The organism is Nocardiopsis camelliae (genome assembly GCF_028993595.1).
In the GTDB taxonomy this organism is placed as follows: domain Bacteria; phylum Actinomycetota; class Actinomycetes; order Streptosporangiales; family Streptosporangiaceae; genus Nocardiopsis; species Nocardiopsis dassonvillei.
Genome location: NZ_CP118614.1, coordinates 3,980,657 through 4,004,141, shown reverse-complemented (window position 1 = coordinate 4,004,141; position 23,485 = coordinate 3,980,657). Strand labels below are relative to the sequence as shown.

16 protein-coding genes are annotated in these 23,485 nt (G+C 74.3%); 8 read left to right on the top strand and 8 right to left on the bottom strand.

The annotated features are described in order from the left end of the window. Window positions 1-11: 11 nt before the first annotated feature. From PV789_RS17535 to PV789_RS17510, 6 genes are all read right to left on the bottom strand, one after another. Complete coding sequence (locus PV789_RS17535) at window positions 12-2,081, bottom strand: bacteriocin-associated integral membrane family protein (RefSeq protein WP_274973645.1); 2,070 nt, start codon at window positions 2,079-2,081, stop codon at window positions 12-14. Window positions 2,082-2,154: 73 nt separating this feature from the next. Beyond that, window positions 2,155-2,451 (bottom strand): lactococcin 972 family bacteriocin, encoded by a 297-nt coding sequence (locus PV789_RS17530; RefSeq protein ID WP_274973644.1) that lies wholly within the window; start codon window positions 2,449-2,451, stop codon window positions 2,155-2,157. 378 nt (window positions 2,452-2,829) lie between these two features. Continuing rightward, complete coding sequence (locus PV789_RS17525) at window positions 2,830-3,717, bottom strand: GntR family transcriptional regulator (RefSeq protein WP_274973643.1); 888 nt, start codon at window positions 3,715-3,717, stop codon at window positions 2,830-2,832. 209 nt (window positions 3,718-3,926) lie between these two features. Next, the gene (gene pdxA / locus PV789_RS17520; RefSeq protein ID WP_274973642.1) at window positions 3,927-4,955 is read right to left on the bottom strand and encodes a 4-hydroxythreonine-4-phosphate dehydrogenase PdxA; all 1,029 of its coding nucleotides are present in this window, start codon (window positions 4,953-4,955) and stop codon (window positions 3,927-3,929) included. Then, window positions 4,952-6,151: a four-carbon acid sugar kinase family protein gene (locus tag PV789_RS17515; RefSeq protein ID WP_274973641.1), complete on the bottom strand. Its 1,200-nt coding sequence runs from the start codon at window positions 6,149-6,151 to the stop codon at window positions 4,952-4,954. Before PV789_RS17515 ends, pdxA begins: the two co-directional genes overlap by 4 nt. After that, window positions 6,148-7,191, bottom strand: coding sequence for a 2-keto-3-deoxygluconate permease (locus tag PV789_RS17510; RefSeq protein ID WP_274973640.1), 1,044 nt, complete (start codon window positions 7,189-7,191; stop codon window positions 6,148-6,150). Before PV789_RS17510 ends, PV789_RS17515 begins: the two co-directional genes overlap by 4 nt. A gap of 757 nt (window positions 7,192-7,948) precedes the next feature. Here PV789_RS17510 and PV789_RS17505 point away from each other — a divergent pair. From PV789_RS17505 to idi, 4 genes are all read left to right on the top strand, one after another. Then, on the top strand, window positions 7,949-9,352 hold the full coding sequence (locus PV789_RS17505) for a family 2B encapsulin nanocompartment shell protein (RefSeq protein WP_274973639.1): 1,404 nt from the start codon (window positions 7,949-7,951) through the stop codon (window positions 9,350-9,352). Between the two features lie 52 nt (window positions 9,353-9,404). Continuing rightward, window positions 9,405-10,733 carry a family 2 encapsulin nanocompartment cargo protein terpene cyclase gene (locus tag PV789_RS17500; RefSeq protein ID WP_498049386.1) on the top strand — a complete coding sequence of 443 codons (1,329 nt, stop codon included), beginning with the start codon at window positions 9,405-9,407 and terminating at the stop codon, window positions 10,731-10,733. A 104-nt stretch (window positions 10,734-10,837) separates the two neighbouring features. Next, window positions 10,838-11,698, top strand: a complete 861-nt coding sequence (locus PV789_RS17495) for a geranyl diphosphate 2-C-methyltransferase (protein WP_274973637.1) — start codon at window positions 10,838-10,840, stop codon at window positions 11,696-11,698. A gap of 100 nt (window positions 11,699-11,798) precedes the next feature. Further along, on the top strand, window positions 11,799-12,398 hold the full coding sequence (gene idi, locus PV789_RS17490) for an isopentenyl-diphosphate Delta-isomerase (RefSeq protein ID WP_274973636.1): 600 nt from the start codon (window positions 11,799-11,801) through the stop codon (window positions 12,396-12,398). A gap of 30 nt (window positions 12,399-12,428) precedes the next feature. Here idi and PV789_RS17485 read toward each other — a convergent pair whose 3' ends face one another. Next, window positions 12,429-13,244 carry a metallophosphoesterase family protein gene (locus tag PV789_RS17485; RefSeq protein WP_274973635.1) on the bottom strand — a complete coding sequence of 272 codons (816 nt, stop codon included), beginning with the start codon at window positions 13,242-13,244 and terminating at the stop codon, window positions 12,429-12,431. 120 nt (window positions 13,245-13,364) lie between these two features. After that, a complete protein-coding gene (locus tag PV789_RS17480; RefSeq protein WP_274973634.1) occupies window positions 13,365-13,868 on the bottom strand; it encodes a DoxX family protein in 504 nt (167 codons plus the stop codon). A gap of 535 nt (window positions 13,869-14,403) precedes the next feature. Between PV789_RS17480 and PV789_RS17475 the strand changes: the two genes are divergently transcribed. The 4 genes from PV789_RS17475 to PV789_RS17460 all read left to right on the top strand — a co-directional run bounded on the left by PV789_RS17475 (window position 14,404) and on the right by PV789_RS17460 (window position 23,472). Further along, on the top strand, window positions 14,404-15,888 hold the full coding sequence (locus PV789_RS17475) for a sodium/glutamate symporter (RefSeq protein ID WP_274973633.1): 1,485 nt from the start codon (window positions 14,404-14,406) through the stop codon (window positions 15,886-15,888). 257 nt (window positions 15,889-16,145) lie between these two features. Continuing rightward, window positions 16,146-17,675, top strand: a complete 1,530-nt coding sequence (locus PV789_RS17470) for a TIGR02677 family protein (RefSeq protein WP_248770922.1) — start codon at window positions 16,146-16,148, stop codon at window positions 17,673-17,675. Then, entirely contained in the window at window positions 17,675-19,168 is a 1,494-nt protein-coding gene (locus tag PV789_RS17465) for a DUF2398 family protein (protein ID WP_274973632.1), read from the top strand. Before PV789_RS17470 ends, PV789_RS17465 begins: the two co-directional genes overlap by 1 nt. Next, on the top strand, window positions 19,168-23,472 hold the full coding sequence (locus tag PV789_RS17460) for an SbcC/MukB-like Walker B domain-containing protein (RefSeq protein WP_274973631.1): 4,305 nt from the start codon (window positions 19,168-19,170) through the stop codon (window positions 23,470-23,472). Before PV789_RS17465 ends, PV789_RS17460 begins: the two co-directional genes overlap by 1 nt. The last annotated feature ends 13 nt before the right edge of the window (window positions 23,473-23,485 follow it).

The following is a 23,485-nucleotide window of genomic DNA, read 5'->3' as shown; positions in this document are numbered from 1 at the left end:
TCCCGGGGTTCTCAGGCCTGCGAGGAGCCCTCGCGGACGATACGGCGGTGGAAGAATGCGAGCGCGCCCAGGGTCAGGGTGAGTCCGGTCGCCGCGATGGCCGCGGCGTAGAGGGGTTCGAGGCCGCTGGTCGGCACCGTCTCGGGCGGCAGCATCCTGGCGGGGTCGCGCAGCGCCCGCAACGTGGTCAGCGAGTCCCACGCGGCCCAGCCCGCGAAGCCCAGCGCGATCCCCGCCTCGACGGCCAGGAAGCGCCGGTGCGTGGCGAGGAAGCCCCAACCGCTGATGTGCCGGGCGAAGACGGTCTGGGCCCGGGTGCGCGCGTGGATGACGCACGAGGCGATGCCGGTCAGCAGCAGCAGAGCGGTACCGGCGGCCAGGTTGAACGCCTCGATCCGCAACAGGTTCAGGTCGGCGGCGTGGGCCGCGGCCGCCTTGTTCAGGATCGGCTGGACCGCGTTGACGTACTCGGCCATCCGCGGGTCGGCCTCCCGCGCCCGCTCCACCACGCCCGGATCGGGGAACAGCACGGCCTCGTGGGTCATGTAGGCGACGTAGGCGCTGTCGGAGAGCACGGAGCCGTTGGGCAGGGCGATGACCACCGGGTCGCGCAGGAAGGGCAGCTCCCGCTGGGCGAAGGGGGCGCGCGACCCGTAGGTGAACACCGTCTGGCCGTCGGCCGCGGGCAGCACCTCGACGTCGGTCCCGGACCCCTCGCCGCCGTTCTGCAGGCGCAGCCAGTCCGGCATCGTCCGCTCGATGTCCTCGCGGTGGGAGGCGTGCGCCCGCGGGAGCAGGACCCGGACCCGGTCCTCGGAGGCGGCGGGGCCGTAGCGCTCGCCCGAGGGGGACACGATCTCCTGCTCCTCCAGGTAGGTGTCGTTGACCACGAGCACGTCGAAGCCGGGCCGCCCGGACCCGACCGGAACCACGGACTCGGGCGCGTGCTGGTCGGCGATGACGACCCGGCCCTCCCTGTCGGCCCGGCGCAGCCAGGGGCCCAGGAGGGAGTCGGCGGCCTCGGAGTCCGCCATGCCGACGCTGCCGTTGAGGGTGACGTGCGAGGTCTGGCCGGTCCGGGCGAAGACCTCCAGGGAGGCCCGCTGCTCCCGGGTGGTCTGCGCCAGGTGGACCACCGACCCCAGGACGGCGAGCACCAGGAGCAGCACGGGCACGCGCACCAGGTAGGCGCCCGCCTGGGCCGTGCGCACGGGGATGCGGCCCTTGAGCGCGGGCAGGATCGCGGTGGTGTGCACCAGACCGAGCACCGCGGCGTGCACGGCCACGGCCACGGCGGCGAAGACCCCCGCGAACACCAGGGCGATCAGGGCGAAGAAGCCGAGCTGGTTCCAGCCGTTGTAGAGGCCCAGACAGGCCAGGGTGACCAGGGCGACGCCGGGCAGGGCCGCGCCCCACAGCCGGGCGACCCGGCCCAGGTCGCGCAGCAGGATCCGCCCGTAGGAGCGCCCCAGCAGCCGCTGGACGGCGTAGTCCCGGGACCCGAGCAGCACCCCCGCGCCGACCGAGGTGACACCCGCCAGCAGCGCCAGGGCCAGGACGTTGAACAGCGGGCCGCCCAGGAAGGACTGCCACAGCCGCGCCTGGCTGCCGCCCTCGTCCGGGCGCAGGCCGTGCTCGGCGAGCGCGTCGGTGAGTACCCGCGCGCTCTCGGGCGGGCCGAAGACCAGGTAGTAGCCGCGCGGACTGCGTTCGGCGAGCGCCTCGACGGGATGGACGCGCAGCTCCGTGGCCGGGTTGAAGGACGGGTAGCCCTCGGTGAGCCAGTCGGCGTACCGGGAGTCGGGGTCGCCCACGGCCAGGTACAGGTGCGACAGCGACTCGGGGGTGCGCACGTCCGGGGCGGTGAAGCCGATCGCCACGCCCTGCTCGGCGGCGACGCGCTCGACGGTCTCCGCGACCCGGCCGCTGTCGGAGGTGCCCTCGTCCTCGACGATCCACACCACCGCCGAGTGCTGCGCGGTGGGGATCGTCAGCTCCCACGTGGCCAGCAGCAGCGCGGCGATGAGCGCGGCGAGCAGCGGGAACGCGGTGTGGGCGAAGGCGATGGTCCGGTTGGGCATGGTCTCCTGGCGCGGTCGCGGACACGGGGGCGACCCGCTGACGGGGGGACGTCAGCGGGTCCGTCGCGGTCGGTTACCCGCAGTGCCTCCAGTAGCTCTCGTTGTTGGACAGGGCACGCGGGGCCGACGCCCGGGAGGTGTACCCCGGCAGGTACGCCGCGGACGTGACGGTGTACCTGCCCACCGCCGTGGAGCCGTGGCAGCGCGACCCGTGGAAGTAGTCGGAGTACACGACCGAGGAGGTGAGCCCGTGGTACCACGTCCCGCCGCCGACGTAGCTGACGGCCGCCGCGGCGACGCCCGCGGTCCCGGCGGTGAGCCCGGCGGCGATCGCCAGGGTCGCGGCCGCCCGCTTGAGGGTGTGGGGCATGGTGTTTCCTCTCCTGGCCTTCGCCGGGGTTCTCGGGGGAGGTCCTTCGCGGTCCGCTGTGAGGGGTCGTGTCGGCGGGCGGGGGTACAACCCCGCCCGCGTGCGGGGTCCGCGCGCCGGGTCGCCGGAGGCGGCGTGGGAGGAACCGTGGGCGCCGGGGCGGGGGGTACCCCGGCGCCCACGGCCCCCTCCGCTCGCCGGAGCGCGGGAGATGGAGATACCCCGCCCCGATCCGGCCGAAAGCCCGCTGACCGGTTGCGGACAGGCCCGCCGCCGTCACCTGCCGGTTCCGCGCCCCGGCCACCCGCATGACCGGAGGAGGGCGTACACACGACGGACGGCCCTTGCGCGGCCCCGCCCGTTCGGATAGGCGGGGGCTCAGTCCCCCCGGCGCAGGCGGGCCAGCTCGGCGCGCAGCTCCTCGGCCAGCTCCACAGCGCGCTCCAGGCCCGGCCCGAGGTCCGGGCCCGCCGGGGCCCCGGGGCGGGAGGCGGTCAGCGACGGGTCCGGGGCGATGCGCACCTGGTCGGCGGCGCCCTCGGCCTCGATGTCGAAGACCACCCGGTCGGAGCGGTGCCAGCTCTCGAACCACTCCAGGGGCGCGCCCTGCTGGTCGAAGGTCCCGCCCTCCAGCAGCAGCAGCGGCGCGTCGGCGGCCACGCCCAGCTCCCGGGCGATGCGCGGGTCGGCGGGCACGGCGCGGATCTGCCTGCGCCCGCTCGTGGGCACCGCCGCGAAGCGCTCCTCCATCAACCGGTGCAGGGAGGCGTCGCGCAGCATCGCGGCGTCCAGCGCGGCGAAGCGCCCGGCGGGCAGCCAGGTGCGCACGTAGGACAGGGGGTCGCCGTCCAGGGAGCGCATCCGCTCCAGGCGCAGCAGCTCGCGCGTGCCCAGGTGGCGCGTCGCGGAGGGCACGCCCGACCGGGTGGCCTCCAGGGAGAGCACGGCGGTGGACAGGCGCAGGCCGTCGGCGGAGAACTGGTCGAACAGCCCGGTCACCCGCTGCACGAACCGGTGGTGCTCGGTGGGCACCGCCGCGACCGCCGCGCGCCCCCGGGTCCGGCGGACCGCGCCCTCGTCCTCCAGCGTGGCCAGCGCCTGGCGCACGACGCTGCGCGACACCCCGAACCGCTCGCGCAGGGCCGCCTCGCTGGGCAGGGTGTCGCCGGGGGCGATCGAGCGGTCGCGGATCTCCGCGCGCAGCGCTCCGGCGATCTGCGCGTGCAGCGGTCGGGGGTCGGTGCGGTCCACGGGCATGCGCAACATTCTAGGGTCGTCCCTCCTCCCGGGGCGGTCGCCCCGGAGCGGGGTCCTCGTGTGCCGGGCCCGCGTCCGCTCTCCGGACCGCGCGGCCGACGCGTCGGCCGGGGCGGGGCCCGTGGAACGTGGCCGCCTCTGGTGGGCGCCCCGCAGGACGGGCGGGGCGCCCACCACAGGCGGGGGTGTGCGCACGGGCGCGCACACCCCCGGACCGGCTACCCCTCGGAGCGGGTGGCCTGCCAGACGTGGCCCCAGCCGGGGGCCAGCTCGGCCGCGCGGCGGATCGCCAGCACGAGGCTGGCCTCGCGGGCGATGCCCCGGCCCGCGATGTCGAAGGCCGTGCCGTGGTCGACCGAGACCCGCACCACGGGCAGGCCCGCGGTGATGTTGACCCCGTCGTCCCCGTAGACCGCCTTGAAGGGCGCGTGCCCCTGGTCGTGGTAGCAGACCGCGACCAGCTTCCACTTGCCCTTGACCGCCGCCGGGATCAGGGCGTCGGCGGGGAGCGGGCCGTGGGCGTTGATGCCCTCCTCGCGGGCGCGGGCGATCGCGGGAGCCAGGACGTCGGCGTCCTCGTCGCCGAACAGGCGGTTCTCACCCGCGTGCGGGTTCAGGCCCGCCACCCCGATGGGCTCGTCCGGGCTGCCCTGGGCGCGGGCGAAGGCGCTCATCAGGCGCAGCACCTGGAGGGTCCGCTCCTGGGTGACGCCCTCGATGGCCCGGCGCAGCGACACGTGCGTCGTCAGGTGGAAGAAGGACAGCCCGTCCGCCGACAGCACCAGGCTGTAGTCCTTCACCCCGAACTCGTGTGCGAGCAGCTCGGTGTGCCCGGGCCAGGCATGCCCGCCCAGGTGCATCGCGGCCTTGTTCAGCGGCGGGGTGACGATGCCCTCCACCAGGCCGCGCTTGGCCAGGTCCACGGCGGCGATGACGAACCGGGCCGCCCCGTCGCCCGCCTCCGCGCTCAGCTCGCCCGGGGGGACGTGGCCCAGCGAGGGGCCGGTCTGCACGACGTCGATCACGTCGGGCCGGTCGGCGGCCTCGGCCGGGGAGGCGACGGTGTTGACCGCCTCCGGGTCCCCGCCGACGGCGGCGACGGCGTTGCGCAGCGCGTCGGCGTCACCGACCACGACCGGTTTGGCGTACTCGCGGACCTCGGGGTGGTGCAGCAGCGCCTTGGCCGTGATCTCGGGGCCGATCCCCGCCACGTCGCCCAGGGTGACTGCCAGTGTGGGGCGGCTCATGAGTTCCTGCCTTTCGGGTGGCGGACCGCCTCGGCGGCCTCCAGTAGTGCGGTGGGGGATCCGAATCCCCCGGCCTTGGTGACGATGGCGCGGCCGTGCCGGGGTCCGCCGGACAGCGTGCCGATCGGGATGCCGGGCGCGACCTCGCCGGTCAGGGCGATGGCGCGGGCCTCCAGCGCCCGGGTCAGGGCGCGCGCCCCGTCGCCGCCGGTGACGACGAACCCGGACAGCTCGTGCCGTCCGGCCAGGGCGGCGGCGAACTCGCCCATGCGGCGGGCCACGGCGGCCGGATCGAGTTGCCCGTCGCGGTCCTCGGGCGCCACCAGCGCCGTGTGGGCCGTCGAGGGGTCGAAGCGCTCCAGCGCCCCGCGGGTCCAGGAGCGCCAGGCCTCCTCGTCGGCGAGGTCGCCCGGCGCGGGCTGCTCGATGCGGGTGCGCGGGTCGGCCACCAGCTCCTCCACCTGGCCGCGTGCGGTCTGGTGCAGCGAGGTGACGACCACCAGCGCCGGGGCCGGGGCCTCCTGCCCGGCCCAGGAGCGGGCCAGCCGGGAGGCGAGCCCGGCCGAGCCCACCGGCACGGCGTCCGGGCCCAGGGCGGTGACGGCCGCCGCGAGGCGGTCCAGGTCCTCCTCGGTCTCGGCGTCCGCGACCACGACCGGGCCGCCGGCGCGCAGCAGTTCGGCGTCGGCGCGGGCGTCGGCACCGGTGAGCCGGACGTGCTCGGCGCCCAGCAGGACCGCGATCCGGCTCTCGGTCACCGGGGTCACCGGGTCGCGGCCGACCGCGGTGCGGTGCACCTCGACCCCGTCGACCAGGAGGACCCCGTCGCGGACCGTGCGCCCCGTGGCCGGGAAGGCCGGGCAGACCACGGCGACCGCGCCGGGCGACCAGGCCGCGAGCGTCGCGTCGATCTCCGCGCGGATGGGCCCGCGCAGGGTGGAGTCGACCTTCTTGTACAGGCGGGCCGCGCCCGCCCCGCGCAGGCGCCGGACGGCCTCGTCGGCGGCCCGGGCGGCCAGCTCCGCGGGCAGCGCACGCGAGTCGGTGCTGACCGCCACCACCTCGGCGGTGGAGGGGGCCGGGGAGAGCTGGAGCTCGGTGCTCCACCCCGCGCGCAGGAACTGCACCGCGGTGTCGCCCGCGCCGGTCAGGTCGTCGGCGACCACGGCCACGCGGGGCTCTTCGGGCGTGCTCACGGGTTGTCCTCCTTGGCCTGGGCGGGCGCGGCCGAAGCGGCGGCGCGGGCCTGCTCCTCCTTCTCGGCCTCGGCGGGCGAGGCCCCGGCCCGGCGCAGGACCCAGGTGGTCACGAGCGGGGCCAGCAGGGCGGTGACCAGGACGCTCGCGGCGACCTGGGAGGTCGCGGTGCCCACGTAGGCGGCGAACGACGGGTCGGCCGCGGCGACGATGGCCGGGGTGGCCACGGCGTTGCCGGAGGCGGTGCCGGCGGCGAAGCCGACGCCGGACTCCTTGCCGCGCCGCAGCAGGAACCTGTAACCGAGGTAGACGAAACCGCCGGTGACCAGGGTGATGACCACGCCCAGCAGGATGCCGGTCAGCCCGCCCTGGGCCACGTCGGCCAGGTTGATCCCCGTGCCGAGGGAGAAGGCGAAGAACGGGATGACGATGCCGGGTACGGGCTTGAGCACGTCGCGCCACTGGGCGTCCACGTTGCCCACGATGACACCGAGCACGAACGGGATGATCGCGGCGAGCAGGGTCGTCAGCGGGATCTGGCCCAGGCCCGAGGCGCCGATGAACAGCAGCGTGAAGAAGGGGCCGTCGTTGACCGCTCCGGCGATGTAGGCGCCGCGGTCGCGGGCGCGCCCGTACTGGCCGGTGATGGCCAGCCACAGTCCGCCGTTGGCGTTGGTGGCGGCGGCGATCATCGCCAGGATCGACACGCCCAGCAGGCCCTCGGGGCCGGTGACCGCGGCGAGCGCGATGATCAGCAGGCCGGGGATGACGCTCTTGCCCAGGAGCACGACACCGGTCGTGGCCAGGACGGGGCCGCTCGTGCGGAGGGTCACCTGGGTGCCGGTGGCGAAGATCAGCAGGGCGATCAGGGGCATCGCGCTGTCCTTGAACAGCGCGGTGGTGAAGCTGCCGATGTCCAGCGCCCCGGGGGCGAAGGTTCCGATGACCGATCCCAGGACCAGGGGGATCAGCATCGCCCCGCCGGGGATCTTGTTCATCCAGTGGTAGAGGGGCACCAGGGACCCGTGGTCGTCGCGCATAAGTATCCGTTCGCAGGGGTGGCCCGGCGGGCGGCCCGTGGAGGTCGGAGGCCGGAACACATGTTGTCCGTACAGAGTGTACGTACAAGTTGGGATGATGTCAGATCCGGGCACACGAATTCACATCGGGGCGTCGGCGGGTCGGGCTGCGGAGGCGTCGCGGGGGCGGCGTGCGGGCGTGTGCGGGGGAGTGCGGCCGGGTCGGTGTGATCCGCGCCACTGAATGCCCGGGTGTCCTCCCGTGGGGCGCGTCGGAGTCGCGGTGCGGGCGTGGCATCGGTTGGCCGTAATTCTCCTCTTCGGTGACCGGGAGGCGGCGCGCCCAGTCCTTCCTCATTGGAAATTCACATCACGAAATGTCATGAATTCGTGGTTTCTGTTCGTGGCTCTGGTTGTACTCGGCAGTGAGGGGCGCGGGTGTTTTTGGGGTCGTGTGCCCTGTTCGTGGGCTTGTGGTGTGGTCGAGAAGTGCCTTTCGGTGGGGTGTGTGATCCCGGGGCGGGTGGAGGCCGCGCGGATATGGGACAGGGGCTCCCGCGGTCCTGCTGAGAAAAATTCTCATTTACCTGCGAAGGCCGAACGGGCGCTCCTAGGGTGATCAGCGGTTTACGGAGAAAGCCGACCTGTGCGTCAACTGCCCAGGTCGCGCCATGTATCCGAATACGCGCAACCTTTCCCGGCGCGCCCCCGCCCGCGGGGCCACCTCCCCCGGCCCCGCGGGACGGGCGCGCCACCACCATGAGGAGAGACACGGCGGATGTCGATCGACTCGGCTCCTGAGGTCCGGAGCAGCAAGCAGCAGAGCCTGGGTACCGCGGCCGCGCGGAACCTGGCGACCACCACCAAGTCCACGCCGCAGATGCAGGGCATCAGCTCCCGCTGGCTCACCCGGATGCTCCCGTGGGTGCACACCGACGGCGGCGCCTACCGGGTCAACCGGCGGCTGACCTACACCGTCGGCGACGGGCGGATCGAGTTCGAGCAGACCGGCGCCCAGGTCCGGGTCATCCCCCACGAACTCGGCGAGCTGGCCCTGCTGCGCGGCTTCGACGACGAGGAGGTGCTGGCGGCCCTGGCCAACCGCTTCGTCCAGCGCGACTTCGAGACCGGCCAGGTCCTGGTGGAGGAGGGCACGTCGGTCGACAGCCTGTTCCTGCTGGCCCACGGGCGCGTGCACAAGACCGGCACCGGCCCCTACGGCGAGGTCGTCCGGCTGGGCGTGCTGGCCGACGGCGACAGGTTCGGCGACCAGCACCTGCTCGGCACCGAACCGGCGTGGGAGTACACCGTCAAGGCCGCGACGGCGGGCACGCTGCTGGAGCTGCCCCGCCGCGACTTCATCGCGATCCTGGACGACTCGCCCGCCCTCCAGGCCCACGTCCAGCAGTACCTGTCCCTGCCCGGCGAGCGGCAGAACAAGCACGGCGAGGCCGAGATCGCCCTGTCCTCGGGCCACGTCGGCGAGGCCGAGCTGCCCAGCACCTTCGTGGACTACGAGCTCAGGCCGCGCGAGTACGAGCTGAGCGTGGCCCAGACCGTGCTGCGGGTGCACAGCCGGGTCGCCGACCTCTACAACAAGCCGATGAACCAGACCGAGCAGCAGCTGCGGCTGACCATCCAGGCCCTGCGCGAGCGCCAGGAGCACGAACTGGTCAACAACCGCGAGTTCGGCCTGCTCCACAACGCCGAGTTCAAGCAGCGCATCCAGACCCACTCGGGGCCGCCCACCCCCGACGACCTGGACGACCTGCTGAGCATGCGCCGCAACACCCAGTACATGTTCGCCCACCCCCGCGCCATCGCCGCCTTCGGCAAGGAGTGCAACAGCCGGGGCCTGAACATCGGCACCGTCGAGGTCAACGGCCACCACCTGCCCGCCTGGCGCGGCGTGCCGCTCCTGCCCTGCGGCAAGATCCCGGTCACCGAGCACCAGACCTCCTCGATCATCGCGGTCCGCACCGGCGAGGACAACGAGGGCGTCATCGGCCTCCACCAGACCGGCCTGCCCGACGAGGTCGAGCCCGGCCTCAACGCGCGCTTCATGGGCATCGACGACAAGGCCGTCATCTCCTACCTCGTCAGCACCTACTACTCCGCCGCGGTGCTCGTCCCCGACGCCATCGGAATCCTGGAGAACGCCGAGGTCCACCCGCGTGGCTGAGCACCCGACACCGTCAGGGAAGGAGGTCTAGACGGTGCCACCGCTGCCCAGGATGTCCGCCTCCGCCGCCTCTCCCGAGGTGGCGGCCCTGGTGGACCGCCTGCTCCGTGATTCGCGGCGCCCCGGGAGACCGGACCTGCTGGCGTCCGCGGCCGCCCCGCGGACGCCTCCCGCGCCCCGGCTGCCCGTGGGCTCCCGCGAGGTCGGCACGTCGGCGCTGCGGCTCCGGCTGCCCGAATCCCACGTCGCCGACCAGAGCCCCGGCGCCCTCGCCGTGCGCACCGGACTCCGCCTTCCCGGCCACCCCGGCGGAGCGGGCGCCCCGGGCCCCACCGCCCCGGCGCCCGAGCGCCCGGCGACCGGCGCACCGCCCGAGGGGTCGGCGGTCGCCTCCGAACCCGAGGGGCCCGAGGTCGGCGGGGAGCGGATCCCGGCGCTGTACTGCCCGCCCGCCGTCCGCGACGACCCCGCTCTGGGGGACGAGGTCGACGACCGGCTGCTGGTGTGGGCCGAGGAGATGGGGGTCTACCCCGGCCAGCTCGACCGGGTCCGCTCGGCCGGGTTCGGACGCCTCATCATGCTCGCCCACCCCGAGACCGACGACCCCGACCGGCTGCTGGCGGCGGCCAAGTGCGCCCTGGCCGAGTGGTCCGTGGACGACCACTACGTCGACGGCGAGGCCGAGGAGGCGCAGCCGGAACTGCTCGGCCAGCGCCTGGCCATCGCCCACTCGGTCATCGACCAGGCGCACCTGCCGCTGCGCTACGCGCCCCAGCTGGAGGAGGTCGTGCGCGCGGACCCCGTGATGCGGGCCCTGCGCTCCAGCCTGGACAACCTGGGCCTCTACGGCACCGCCTCGCAGGTGCGCAGGCTCCGCCACGAGCTGGCGATCATGTTCGTGGCCTACAACCAGGAGGGCAACTGGCTGGCCACCGGCCACCGGCCGCCGGTCTGGGAGTTCCTCATGCACCGGCACGAGAACAGCTTCGTGCCGTGCATGGCGCTCATCGACGCGGTCGCCGGGTACGAGCTGCCGCACCAGGTGTTCTCCGAGCCCAGCGTGCGCCGCGTGTTCACCCTGGCGGGCAGCGCGAGCGTGATCGTCAACGACCTGTACTCCATGGGCAAGGAGGACGTCACCGACCTCAGCCTGCCCCGGCTGATCGCCACCGAGGACGAGTGCTCGCTGGGTGAGGCCGTGCGGCGCACCGTCGACATCCACGACGAGCTGATGCACGCCTTCGAGGCCGAGGCCGCCGCCCTGGCGCTCACCGGCTCGCCGGAGTTGCGCCGCTTCCTGTGGGGCCTGTGGGCCTGGCTCGGCGGCAGCCGCGAATGGCACGCCCGCAGCCCCCGCTACCACGGGGCGGGCACCGACTGAACGGGCCGCGCGCCCGGCGCGGCCCCTCCCTCCGCAGCGGACCGGCCCGGCCCCGGGCCGGGGCCGGTCCCGACCGACACACCACGACAAGGAGTTCCTCCGCGATGACCGAGACCCTCAGCCGATCGGCCAACGTCCTGCGCACCGCCTACCAGGAGTCCGTGGCGGCGTACTGGAACGCCGAGAAGGACCCCGTCAACATCCGCCTCGGCGAGGTCGACGGCCTCTACCACCACCACTACGGGATCGGCGACTACGACCCGTCCGTGCTGGAGGGGCCGGAGGAGACCCGCGACGAGCGCATCATCCAGGAGATGCACCGCCTGGAGACCGCGCAGGCCAACGTGCTGCTGGACCACCTGGGCCCGGTCGCGCCCGGCGACCGGATCATGGACACCGGTTCCGGCCGCGGCGGCACCAGCTTCATGGCCAACCAGCGCTTCGGCTGCCACGTGGACGGCATCAGCATCTCCGAGCAGCAGGTCGCCTTCGCCAACGGCCAGGCCGAGGAGCGGGGCGTGTCCGACCGCGTGCGCTTCCACTTCCGCAACATGCTCGACACCGGCTTCGAGACGGGCTCCCTGCGCGCCAGCTGGAACAACGAGTCCACCATGTACGTGGACCTGTTCGAGCTCTTCCGCGAGCACGCCCGCCTGCTGGAGTACGGCGGCCGCTACGTCACCATCACCGGCTGCTACAACGACGTGACCGGCGGCCGCTCCAAGGCGGTCAGCCGCATCGACGAGCACTACACCTGCAACATCCACCCCCGGAGCGAGTACTTCCGGGCGATGGCCGCCAACGGACTCGTCCCCATGGAGGTCGTGGACCTCACCGCGGCCACGATCCCCTACTGGGAGCTGCGAGCGAAGTCCTCCGTGGCCACCGGCATCGAGGAGCCCTTCCTCACCGCCTACAAGGAGAACAGCTTCCACTACCTGCTCATCGCGGCCGACCGCGTCTGAACCTCACGGGGGGGCGGCGCGGGCACCGGCCGCGCCGCCCCTCCGGGCGTCCGTACCCCTACGGGCGCCCGCACCCCGACGCCGAACACGAAGGACACCGATGACCGCCAGAACGGACACCGACCACCGCTCCGCCGCCGACCGGGACGACCCCGCCGCGCGGCCGGTCATGCTCGAACTGGTCGACGAGGCCGGGACGACGATCGGCACCGCGGAGAAGCTCTCCGCCCACCTGCCCCCCGGGCAGCTGCACCGGGCCTTCTCGGTCTTCCTGCTGGACGAACGCGGCCGCCTGCTGCTCCAGCGCCGCGCCCTGGGCAAGTACCACTCTCCCGGCGTGTGGTCCAACACCTGCTGCGGCCACCCCTACCCCGGCGAGACGCCCTTCGCGGCCGCCGCCCGGCGCACCGGCGAGGAGCTGGGCGCGGCCCCCGCGCTGATGCGCGAGGCCGGAACCGTGCGCTACAACCACCCCGACCCGGTTTCCGGGCTGGTGGAGCAGGAGTACAACCACCTCTTCGTCGGCCTGGTGCGCGACGACCTGAACCCCGACCCCGGGGAGATCGCCGGGACCGCGTTCGTGGACCCGGACGGACTCGCGCGGCTGCGCGGGGAGCACCCGGTCTCGGCGTGGTTCGCGACCGTGTTCGACGCCGCGCTGCCCGCGGTGCGCGAGCTGGCACCCGACGCGGGCTGGTAGTCCGGTCCGGGGCCCCTCGCGCCCCGCGGCCTACAGGATGCGGCGCGGTCCCTCGGGCGGGTGCGGACGGGCGCCCCACTCACGGGGGTAGCCCAGCGAGACCTCCACGTGGGGCACGCCGTCGACCACGATCGTGCGCGGGATGTGCAGGTGCCCGTAGACCACGGCGCGCGCCCGGTAGCGCACGTGCCAGTCCGCGGTGGCCTCGGTCCCGCACCACTGGGCGAACTCGGGGTGGCGCAGGATCCGGGTGGGTTCGCGCACCAGCGGGAAGTGGTTGACCAGCACGGTGGGCAGGTCGGCGTTCAGCGCGTCCAGCCGCTCGCGCGTGTACTCCAGGCGGGCGCGGCACCAGGCGTCGCGCCCGGGGTGGGGGTCGGGGTGCAGCAGGTACTCGTCGGTGCACACCACGCCCGTCTCGTGGGCGACCGCCAGCGCCTCCTCCTTGGTGTGCGTCCCCTCGGGCCGGAAGGTGTGGTCGTACAGGACGAACAGGGGGGCCACCGCGACCGGTCCGTCGGGTCCCGGCCACACCGGGTAGGGGTCCTCGGGGGTGTGCACGCCCAGTCCGCGCAGGCCCTCGACCAGGTGCCGGTAGCGCGCCTCCCCGCGCAGCTGGACGGGGTCCTTGGGCGTGGTCCACAGTTCGTGGTTGCCCGGAACCCAGACCACGGTGGCGAACCGGTCGGCCAGCAGTTCCATCGCCCGGAGGACGTCCTCGCCGGTCTCGGCGACGTCCCCGGCCACCAGGAGCCAGTCGTCGTCGGACTCCGGCCGCAGCCCCTCGGTGAAGGCGCGGTTGTCACCGTGCCGTACGTGCAGGTCGCTGATGGCGAACAGGCCCATCCCACCGTCTCCCCGTGTCGGCACCGGTCTGCGGCCACCCTACACAGAAACGGGTGAGGGCCCCCGCCTCCGCCTTGGAGCGGAAGCGAGGGCCCTCACCGTGCCGTGCCGCCGGGCGGCTCACGCGGCGGTCCCGGCGCGGGGCGCCCGCGCGGGGACGTCCGGCGCCGCGCGCCGCCGGGCGCGCAGGTGGTGGACCAGCACGGCGAGCGTCGCGGCCAGGAACACCGCCTGCACGGCGGTGCGCACCGGCAGGCTCTCGGTCGTTCCGGCGACCGTCCCGGCGGTGATCGCGTACACGTTGGCCGGGAACACGACCACCAGCAGGGCGCTGAGCCCGGCCGCGGCCCAGGGCGAGGTGCGCGCCCACAGGACCCCCGCCGCCCCGGCCAGTTCGAGGACGCCCGTGACGGTGACCAGCAGGGCGGGGGCGGGCAGCGCGGGCGGGACCATCGCGATCATGTCCTCGCGCATGCCCACGAAGTGCGACACCCCGGTCAGGGTGAACATGGCCGCGATCCCGCCCCGCAGGGCCAGCGGCCAGGAGCGCAGCGGACGCACGCCCGCCGCGCCGAGGACGAGCAGCAGCGCCGTGACGCCGACGAGGGCGATGAGCGGTTCCATGGTGCTTCCTCCCGGTCCGTTCTCCCGTCCAGAGATCTTTCCATTGGCAATATTCCTCCCGCCGACGAAACTTGTCAATGGAAAGATGGAAGGGTGGCGGCGGACGGGGCCCGAGGCCGCCCGCGGACCCCGCGTGACACTTCCCATCCCGGCGGCGGACCGCCGGGCGGACCGGCCCGGATAGAGCGGACCGAACCCCGACGGCGGAACCCCCGTCCCCCGGCCGCCGCAGAGCCGTCCGTGAACCGCGTCCGGGTCCTGCCGCGGGCGGGGGCGTCGGCGGCCCCGGCCGCCGCGGCTCCCACGGTGTGAGCGGACCCGTGTACCGCGTCCGCTCCGGTCACGTTGAGTCCGTGTTCGACACCACTACAGCGTGTGTAGGATGCCGCGGGTGATCGTGACGACACGGTCACCCGAGCCGTGGCGCCCTCCCCCCTACCTCCCCGCCACGGCGCCGAGCCGAGGCGTGCCGCCCCCGACCCGCTCGTGTCCGGGTGCGCACGCGCTCGCGGAACCGAAACACGAGAGGTAGAGGATGAGCCCTGAGACCGTCGGCCTCGCACTCCTGCTGCTGGGAGTGCTGCTGCTGACAGCGAAGCTGGTACGGGTCAGGTGGAAGCTGACGCAGAGGCTCTACCTGCCCGCGTCGATCATCGGCGGCGGTGTCGCCCTGCTCCTGGGCCCCGACGTGTTCGGGCGCCTCATGGGCTGGCTGGCCGACCGGGGCGTCGGTGGGGGCTTCGCCGAGCGCGCGGCCGAGGGCGGGCTCTTCGGCACCGACGTGATGGCGGTCTGGTCGGCCCTGCCCGGCCTGCTGATCTCGGTGGTCTTCGCCAGCCTCTTCCTCGGCAAGCCCCTGCCGCGCTTCCGCGAGGCCGCCTCCCTGGCGGGCCCCAACCTCGCCTTCGGCGTCACCATGGCCAGCGGCCAGTACGTGATCGGCCTGGTGCTCGCCCTGCTGGTGCTCGCACCCCTGTTCGGCGTGCCGGTCGTCTCCGGGGCCCTGATCGAGATCGGCTTCCTCGGCGGGCACGGGACCGCGGCGGGGCTGGGCGACACCTTCGAGCAGGCGGGCTGGGCCGCGGGGCAGGACCTGGCCCTGGGCATGGCCACCGTCGGACTGCTGTCGGGGATCATCGTCGGCATCGTCCTCATCAACTGGGGAGTGCGCCGAGGCAAGTCCAACGTGATCAGCGACGACGCGCGCGGCAGCGACACCGAGCAGGCCGGGCTGGTCGAACCCGGCAAGCGCTCGGCGGGCTCGACCATGACCGTCCACCCCTCGTCCATGGACCCGATGACGCTCCACTTCGGGCTGGTCGCCCTCGCCGTGCTGATCGGTCAGCTCATCCTCATGGGGTTGCAGTGGCTGGAGCGGATGCTGTGGTCCGACACCATCGAGATCATGGCCTACGTGCCGCTGTTCCCGCTGGCCATGATCGGCGGCATCGTCCTCCAGGTGCTCATCGACCGCTTCGACCGCGACGAGGTGGTGGACCACGGGACCGTCGAGCGGATCCAGGGCCTGTCGCTGGACGTGCTCATCATCGCGGCGATGGCCACCCTCTCGCTCCAGGCCATCGCCGACAACCTCGCCGCCTTCACCATCCTCGCCGTGGCGGGCATCCTGTGGTCGCTGTGCGGCTTCCTGTTCCTGGCGCCGCGGATGATGCCCGGCCACTGGTTCGAACGGGGCATCGGCGAGTTCGGCCAGTCCCTCGGTGTCACCGCCACGGGCCTGGTGCTGATGCGCGTCGTCGACCCGGAGATGAAGTCGCCCGCCTACCCCGCGTTCGGCTACAAGCAGCTGATCTTCGAACCGTTCTTCGGGGGCGGCCTGGTCACCGCGGCCGCCATCCCGCTGATCATCAGCCCGCAGGTGGGAGCGGTGGGCTTCCTGGCGATCATGGCCGTGGTCCTGGCGGCCAGCCTCGCCACGGGCCTGTTCGTGCTCCGCCGCAGGTCGCGCGGGGCCGCCGACACCGAACGGGAGGCCGAGGAGGCCGAGACGGTGTCCTGACCCGGCACACACGCCCGCCGGTCCGGCCACGGCGGAGCGGGGCGCGGGGCCCAGCGGTCGGGGCCGGTCCGGTGCTCCGGTGACGCGAGGCGGTCCGGGCGCCGGACGCGGCTTTGGCCGGGGCGCCGGACCTCCTCCCGAACCGGGCCTGTGGAAAACGGGTGTACCGTCCCTTCGGTCACCTAGCGTTAGTGATGGAGGCGCGACCGGTCCGAGGTCCGCCCCGCCGACGCGCACACCAACCGAAGGGGCGGCCCGTGGTCGAACGCAGAGCCCTCGACATGGACTCGCTCGCGGTCAGCGACCGGTTCCGTCTGTTCAACTTCACCCGTCGCGACGACCACGTCACCTACCTGTGGATCCTGCGGGCCATGGACCGCCTGCGCGAGGTCCACCAGGTCCAGGTGGCCCCCGACGACGTCGCCGAGGCCCTGCGCGAGCTCGCCCGGTCCCACGACGGGGTGCCCGTGCCCGACCGGAGCCTGCGCGACCGCTTGGACGAGCTGCACGCCGACCGCGTCGTGCACCGCTTCGACGACGCCTCAAGGGCGGGTAACCTGGCCCGCTACCGCAACCGCCAGTCGGTCTACCAGTTCAGCGAGCTCGGCTACCGCGCCTACCAGTCGGTCGAGAACCTGCTCGGCGCCCGCATCGAGGACGTCAACCTGTCACGGCTGGTCTTCTCCGAGGTCCTGGACGACCTGCGCGCCCTGGCCGAGGCCAACCGCACCGGCCGGGCCGAACAGGTCTACCGCAGGCTCGCGCGCCTGGACGCGGTCATGGAGGACATGGGGCGCCGCTCCGCCCAGTTCCACGTCACCCTCGGTGAGATCCTGCGCTCCACCGACACCTCCCCGGACATCTTCCTGCGCCACAAGAACGCCCTGCTGGTGCACATGAGCGACTTCATGGCCGAACTCGACCGCTACCTGCCCCGCCTGGACCGCGCCGTGCGCGAGGTGGAGGAGACCGGGCTGGCCACGCTGCTCTCCCGCGCCGCCGACTCCGACGAGCGCCTGTTCATGGAGCGCGACGAGCGCCTGGCCGACTGGCGGCGCCGCTGGCGGGCCCTGCGCGCCTGGTTCGCCTCCGACGACGCCATCCCCGCGCGGGCCGCCGAACTCCACGCGGCCACCCGGTCGGCCGTCTCGGGCGTCATCGCCCTGCTGCGCCAGATCACCGAGGCCCAGCGCGGCGGGGTCAACCGCTCCACCCAGCTGCGCCACCTCGCCGAGTGGGTGTTCCACACCCCCGACGACGGCGCCGCGCACGCCCTGATGGGCGCCGCCTTCAACGTCCGCTCCGCCCGCCACCTGGGCGCGGCCCACGACGACGAGGAACAGATCCCGCCCAACACGACCTGGTGGGACGCCCCCGGTGTGGAGGTGTCGGTCACCCTGTTCCGCAGCGGCAACGCCCCCAACGCGGGTGTGCCCAAGCCGGTGCGGCGCAACCCCGGCGCCCAGGCGCGCCTGCGTGGACAGCAGGCCGCCGGCCGGGCCGCCGAACGCGAGGCCGCGGCCCGCCTGGTCGACCTGGGCGCCCACGGCCGGGTCCTGGACGAGACCGACACCCGCGTCCTGCTGCGCCTGGTCACCCGCGCCCTGGAGTCGCGCAGCGTCGTCGCCGGACGCCTGTCCTCGGCCAGCGGCGAGGGCGACGGCACCATGGTCCGCCTGGTCCCCGACCCGGCGGGCAGCACCGTCCACACCAGCCAGGGCCGCATCCACCTGCCGGGCCTGCGCCTGGAGGCCACCGGCCACCGGCCCCGAACGAAGAACACCTGATGCCCCGACTCTTCGCCCGCACGGTCGCACCCGCCGACCTGGGCTCCTACCAGCAGGCCATGCGCCGCGTCCTGACCTGCGACCTCATCACCGCCGCGCGCCCGCGTCCGGGAGTCCTGGACCAGGTGCTGCGCTGGGCCGACGAACTCGCCTCCGACCTGGAGCGGCTCTTCGGCTACACCCTGGTCGCCACCACCGACCACGTGCGCCTGGTCCGCGAACTCGACGCCCTGGACCCCACCCAGCGCCAGACCTTCTCGCGCCGGGGCAAACCCTTCGACCGGCGCAGACTCGCCTACCTGTGCCTGGTGCTGGCCGCCTTCCAGCGCTCCCAGATCGAGATCAGCCTCGCCGACCTGGTCGCCCGGTTCACCCCCGCGGCCAACGCCGTCGCCGGACTGGGCTACGACCCCACCGACGGCGCCCACAAGGCCGCGCTGGTCGACGTCGCCCACTGGCTGGTGGACCGCGGTGCGCTCCACCTGTCCGACGGGTCCCTGGAGGCGTGGGCGGCGGGCGGCGAGCAGGGAGACGCCCTGTTCGACATCGACCACGAGGTGTGCGAGCTGCTGTTCCGCCCGGCGCGCCCGGTCCAGCACCTGGGCAGCGTCGCCGGGCTGCTCGCCGACCCGCTCACCGAGGCCTCGCCGCGCGAGCAGGCGGCCCGGCGGGCGCGGCGGCTCCTGGTGGAGCGGCCGGTCGTGTACTACGCCGACGTCGAACCGGCCGTGGCCGCGGTCCTGCGCGGCCGGGGCGTGGCCGAGGACCTGGCCCGCGCCACCGGGCTGAGCGTGGAGCGCCGCGCCGAGGGCGTCCTGCTGGCCGACCCGGCGGGCACCTTCACCGACCGGCCCTTCCCGGGCCGGGGCGGGGCGGTCAACCGCACCGCCGGGCTGCTGCTGGCCAAGGTGGCCGACCTGCTGGAGACCTCCCTGGCCGCGCTGGTCCGGCTCCAGGTGCCCCCGCACGCCGACGACCAGGCCGAACTCGTCCGGCTCGTGGACGCCGGTCTGCCCCGCGACGGCGTCGTGGCCGACCTGGCCTGGACGCTGGAGCCCGCCGGGGAGCGGGAGGAGGCCGCGGCGCTGCTGGAGGTCCCCCTGGTCGAACGCGGACGCTGGGAGACCATGATCCACGAGCTCTACGCGGAGTTCGGCGCCGCCTCCTTCGGCGGAGCCTGGCAGCAGGACCCCTACGGCCTGCTGGACGCCGCCCTGACCCTGCTCGCCGAACTCTCCCTCATCCGGCCGGTCCCCGGCGGCGCCCTGGTGCTCCCCGCCGCCTCCCGCTACCGCAACATCCAGGGCGCGCTGCCCGAGCGCGCCGACGGGGGACAGCTGCCCCTGGGGCTGACCGAACCCCCGCCGGGGGAGCGGGGCCCCACCGGGGCAGCCGACACCGAGGGCACCGCGGACGCCTCCTCAGACCCCTCTTCCAACCCCTCGCCCGACACGGCCCCCGCAGCCGCCTCCACCTTCGCGGAAGGAAAGTAATGTCCCCCAGGAGCGACCGATTCCGGCCCAGCCGCGCCGGCGTGATCAACGTCTGGGACTACGTCGACGAGGAGTTCGTGTTCGCCGACGGGCGCCTCGTCCTGCGCGGACACAACGGCTCGGGCAAGACCAAGGCGCTTGAGGTCCTCTTCCCGTTCATCCTGGACGGGTACACCGACGCCCGCCGCCTGGACCCCTTCAGCGGCCAGAACCGCACCATGAAGTCCAACCTGCTCTACCGCGGCCAGGACTCCGAGTACGGGTACGTGTGGACGGAGTTCGCCCGCACCGGCGCGGAGGGGGAGGGGACCGAGACGGTCACCCTGGTCATCGGCCTGCGCGCGCACCGCCACCGCGACGGCGTGACCCCCTCCTTCTTCGTCACCGACCAGCGCCTGGGCGTGGACTTCGGCCTGCTCGCCACCGACGGCCGTCCGCTCACCGAGCGCCAGCTCAAGGGGGTGCTCGGCGAGGACGCCTTCCGCTCCACCGCGGCCGACTACCGCCGCGCCGTGGACGCGCGCCTGTTCGGCCTGGGCGAGCGCTACGTCCAGCTGCTCGACCTGCTCCTGGCACTGCGCCGCCCCCTGCTGGCCAAGGACCTGGACCCCGAGAAGGTCTCCGAGACCCTCACCAGCGGCCTGAGCCCCCTGGACGAGGAACTCGTCGACCAGGCCGCCCGCGACTTCACCAACTTGGCCGCCGTCCAGCGCCGCTTCGACCAGGCCACCACAGCGCACACCGCGACCACGGCCTTCGTCGGGGAGTACGCCGCCTACCTCACCGCCCACGCCCGCCACCGCCTGGCCCGCGTGCACACCGCCACCGGCCAGACCGCCGAGCAGGCCCGCGCCATCGCCGAGGCCCGCGACACCCGCGAGCGCGCCACGCTCACGCACGCGGCCGCCACCGACCGGGCCGAGGAGCACGACGCCCGAATCCGCCGGCTCGCCGCGCGCAGGGGCGGACTGGAGGCGAACGAGGCCTTCCGCAGCCACGCCGCCCTGGAGATCGAACGCGCGCACAGCGCCGAGAACGCCCGCGCCCTGGCCGAACAGCGGGCCAGACTGGACGACCAGGCCGGGGAGGTCACCGCCCTCCACCGCGAGGCCGACCGGGTCGCCGCCGACCTCGGACACGGGCGGGCGCGCGCCGCCGAACTGGCCGCGGAGCTGGCCGAGAACGCCGCCCAGGCCGGGCTCGACCACGACGGGGAGGGCCCCGCCGACACCGGCGACGACCTGTCCGCCACCGCGCGGGCGCGCGCGACCGCCCGCCGCGCCGACGTGGCCGCGGTCCGCGAGCGCCTCGCCGAACTCGCCCGCGCCGAGACCGCGCGCGGCGCCGCCGAACGGGCCGCCGCCCAGGCCGAGGACAGGCTCGGCCGCGGCGAGGCGGAGTGCGCCCGCGCCGCCGACGACCTGGCCGCCGCCCGCGCCAGTGCCGCCGACGCCCTCACCGCCTGGGCGGCGCACTGGGTCGAGGGCGCCGCGCCGGTCACCGACGACGCCTGCGTCGCGGCCCTGACCGGGGCACTGGAGGGCGTCGGCCGCCCCGGCACCCCCACGGTGTCGGAGGTCTACGGCGAGCACACCGACCAGCAGCGCCTGGACGCCGCCGCGCACACGCGCACCCTGGAGACCGACCGGGACCGGCTCGGCGCCGAGATCGACCGCCTCACCCGCGAGCGCGCGGACATCGCCGCCGAACGCGACGACGCCCCGCCCGCCGACGCGCTGCGCACCGCCTCCCGCGAGGGGCGCCCCGGCGCCCCGCTGTGGCAGCTGGTCCGCTTCGCCGACGCGGTGGGCGAGGACGAGGCCGCCGCCGTCGAGGGCGCCCTGTACGGTGCGGGCCTGCTCACCGCCTGGGTGCACCCCGACGCCGACGCCACCCGCGCCGCGCTCGCCTCGGGCGGGGCCGACGCCTACCTGCTGCCCGCCGGGGGTACGGCCGCGCCCCAGGGTCCCACCCTGGCCGACGTGCTGGTGCCCGAGCAGCAGGACCTTGTCCCCGAGCACGTCATCGCCCGCGTCCTGGCGTCGGTGCGCCTGGTCCGCGACGGCGATGCCCCGACCGGCCTCGCGGACGCCGTCCAGGTTCCCGGGGCGGCCGGTGCCGGGGGTGCCGCCGACGCCGCGGGTGCCGGGGGAGCGGCGGCGCACACCGTCAGCACCGGCGCACGGTTCGCCCAGGGGATGCTGGTGGGCGTCAGCCCCAAGGCCGCCCCCGAGTTCATCGGCGCCACCAACCGCGCCCACCGCCGCCGCGAACGCCTGGCCGAGTGCGACGCGCGCATCGCCGAACTCGACGAGCGGCGCGCGCGGGTCGCCGAACAGCTCGACCGTGCGGGCGAACTCCTCAAGGCCTTCACCCGGGCCCGCACCGCCCTGCCCGAGACCGCCGCGATCGACCGGGCCGTGCGCCGGGTCGAGCAGCAGTCCACCCTCCTGGCCTCGGCGCGGGCCGAGACCGAGGAGCGCCGCCGCGATCTGGACGCCGCGGTCGCCGAGGCCGACGCCCACCGCCACCAGGTGCGCGCGGTGGCCGCCGAACGCGCCATGCCCGCCCAGCCCGAGGCGGTGGACGCCGTCGCCCGCGCTGTGGACGACTTTCTGGAGACCGCGCGCCGACTGCACTCCGCCCGCGCCGAGGTCGACCGGCACACCGCCGACCTGGACGGCCGGAAGGAGACCCTGGACCGCCTGCGCGCACGGCTGGAGGAGGACCGGGAGCGCCACGAGGAGCGCACCCGCGAGCACGAGCGCGCCGCGGCCGAGCTGGCCGCCAAGCAGGAGGGCATCGACGCCCCGGTCCGCGAGCTCATGGCCGAGCTCGAACAGGTCAAGGAGGAGCTGCACCGGGCGCGTGAGGAGCACCAGGCCGCCCAGAAGGAGGCCGCGGCCGCCAACGAGGCCATGATCCGGGCCGACGAGAAGCTGGAGGGCGGGCAGCGGGCCCTCACCGACTCCCTCGCCGCCCTGTTCGAGCAGGCCGACGCCTTCGCCGCCCTCACCCACCCCGACCTGCGCGCCACCCTGGGCGTGGGCACCGCGCACGCCTGGCCGGACCGTCGCTCCTGGCCCGCCCCCGAGGAGGCCGCCGAGCAGGTCCTGGCCGCGGCCCCGGCCGACCCGGAGGCCGCCGTGCGCGCGGTCCTGCCCGGCCGCGCCGGGCAGCTGCTCGACGCGTTCACCGCCGCCGTCGGCTCCGGGGCCGCGGTCACCGACGGCGACCTCAAGACCGTCTCCACGCGCATCTCCAACGCCCTGCGCGTCTTCCAGGACACCCTGGGCGGCGACGCCGAGGGCTACCGGGTCGACCACGAACTCGGGGCCAGCGGCGTCATCACCGTGTTCGTCAACGACGAGACCGGCCGCAACCCCGTCTCCGCCTTCGCCCGCGTCATCGCCGAACGCGTCGGGGAGCAGGGCGCGCTCCTGCGGGAGGAGGAGCGCGGGGTGCTGGAGGACGAACTGCTCACCGGCATCGCCCAGCAGATCCACGAGCGGGTGCGGGTGGCACGCGACCTGGTCGTCAGGATGGACGGAGACACCCGTTCGCGGCCCATGTCCTCGGGCACCCGGATCGGCATCCGCTGGAGCCGCTCGGACCGCGTCACCGAGCACCAGGCCGCCGCCGCCCGCCTGGTCCGGCGCGACACCGACGAGCTGGGTGCCTCGGGGCTGACCCGGCTGCGCGAGGTCCTGCGGGAGATGATCCGCGAGCACCACGCCGCCCACCCGCGCGCCACCTACAAGCAGGTCCTGTCGGCGGTGCTGGACTACCGCACCTGGTACCGCTTCGAGCTGCGCCTGGCCGTGCCGGGCCAGGAGGAGGTCAAGCTCACCAGGAACAAGCACGAGCAGATGTCGGGCGGCGAGAAGTCCGCCGCGATCCACCTGCCGCTGTTCGCCGCCGCCAACGCCCTGTACACCTCGGCCGCGCCCACCTGCCCCCGGATGGTGGCCCTGGACGAGGCCTTCGCCGGGATCGACGACCGCTACAAGCCCGAGCTCATGGGGCTGACGGTCACCTTCGACCTGGACATGTTCATGACCGGGCACGACCTGTGGGTGCACTACGACAGCGTGCCCATGGCCGCCCACTACGACATGCACCACGACAAGGGGGCGCACACCGTCTCGGCGATGCTCATGCTCTGGGACGGATCCCAGACCGTCGACGCCGACGCCGGGTTCTCCGGCAACGAGGAGCTGGCCGCGCAACTGCTGGGCATCACCCCCAGCCGGTTCGCCCCGCTCTCCTCGGCCGGAACCCTGCTGGAGGACGCCGACGCCTGAGCGGTCCCGGCAC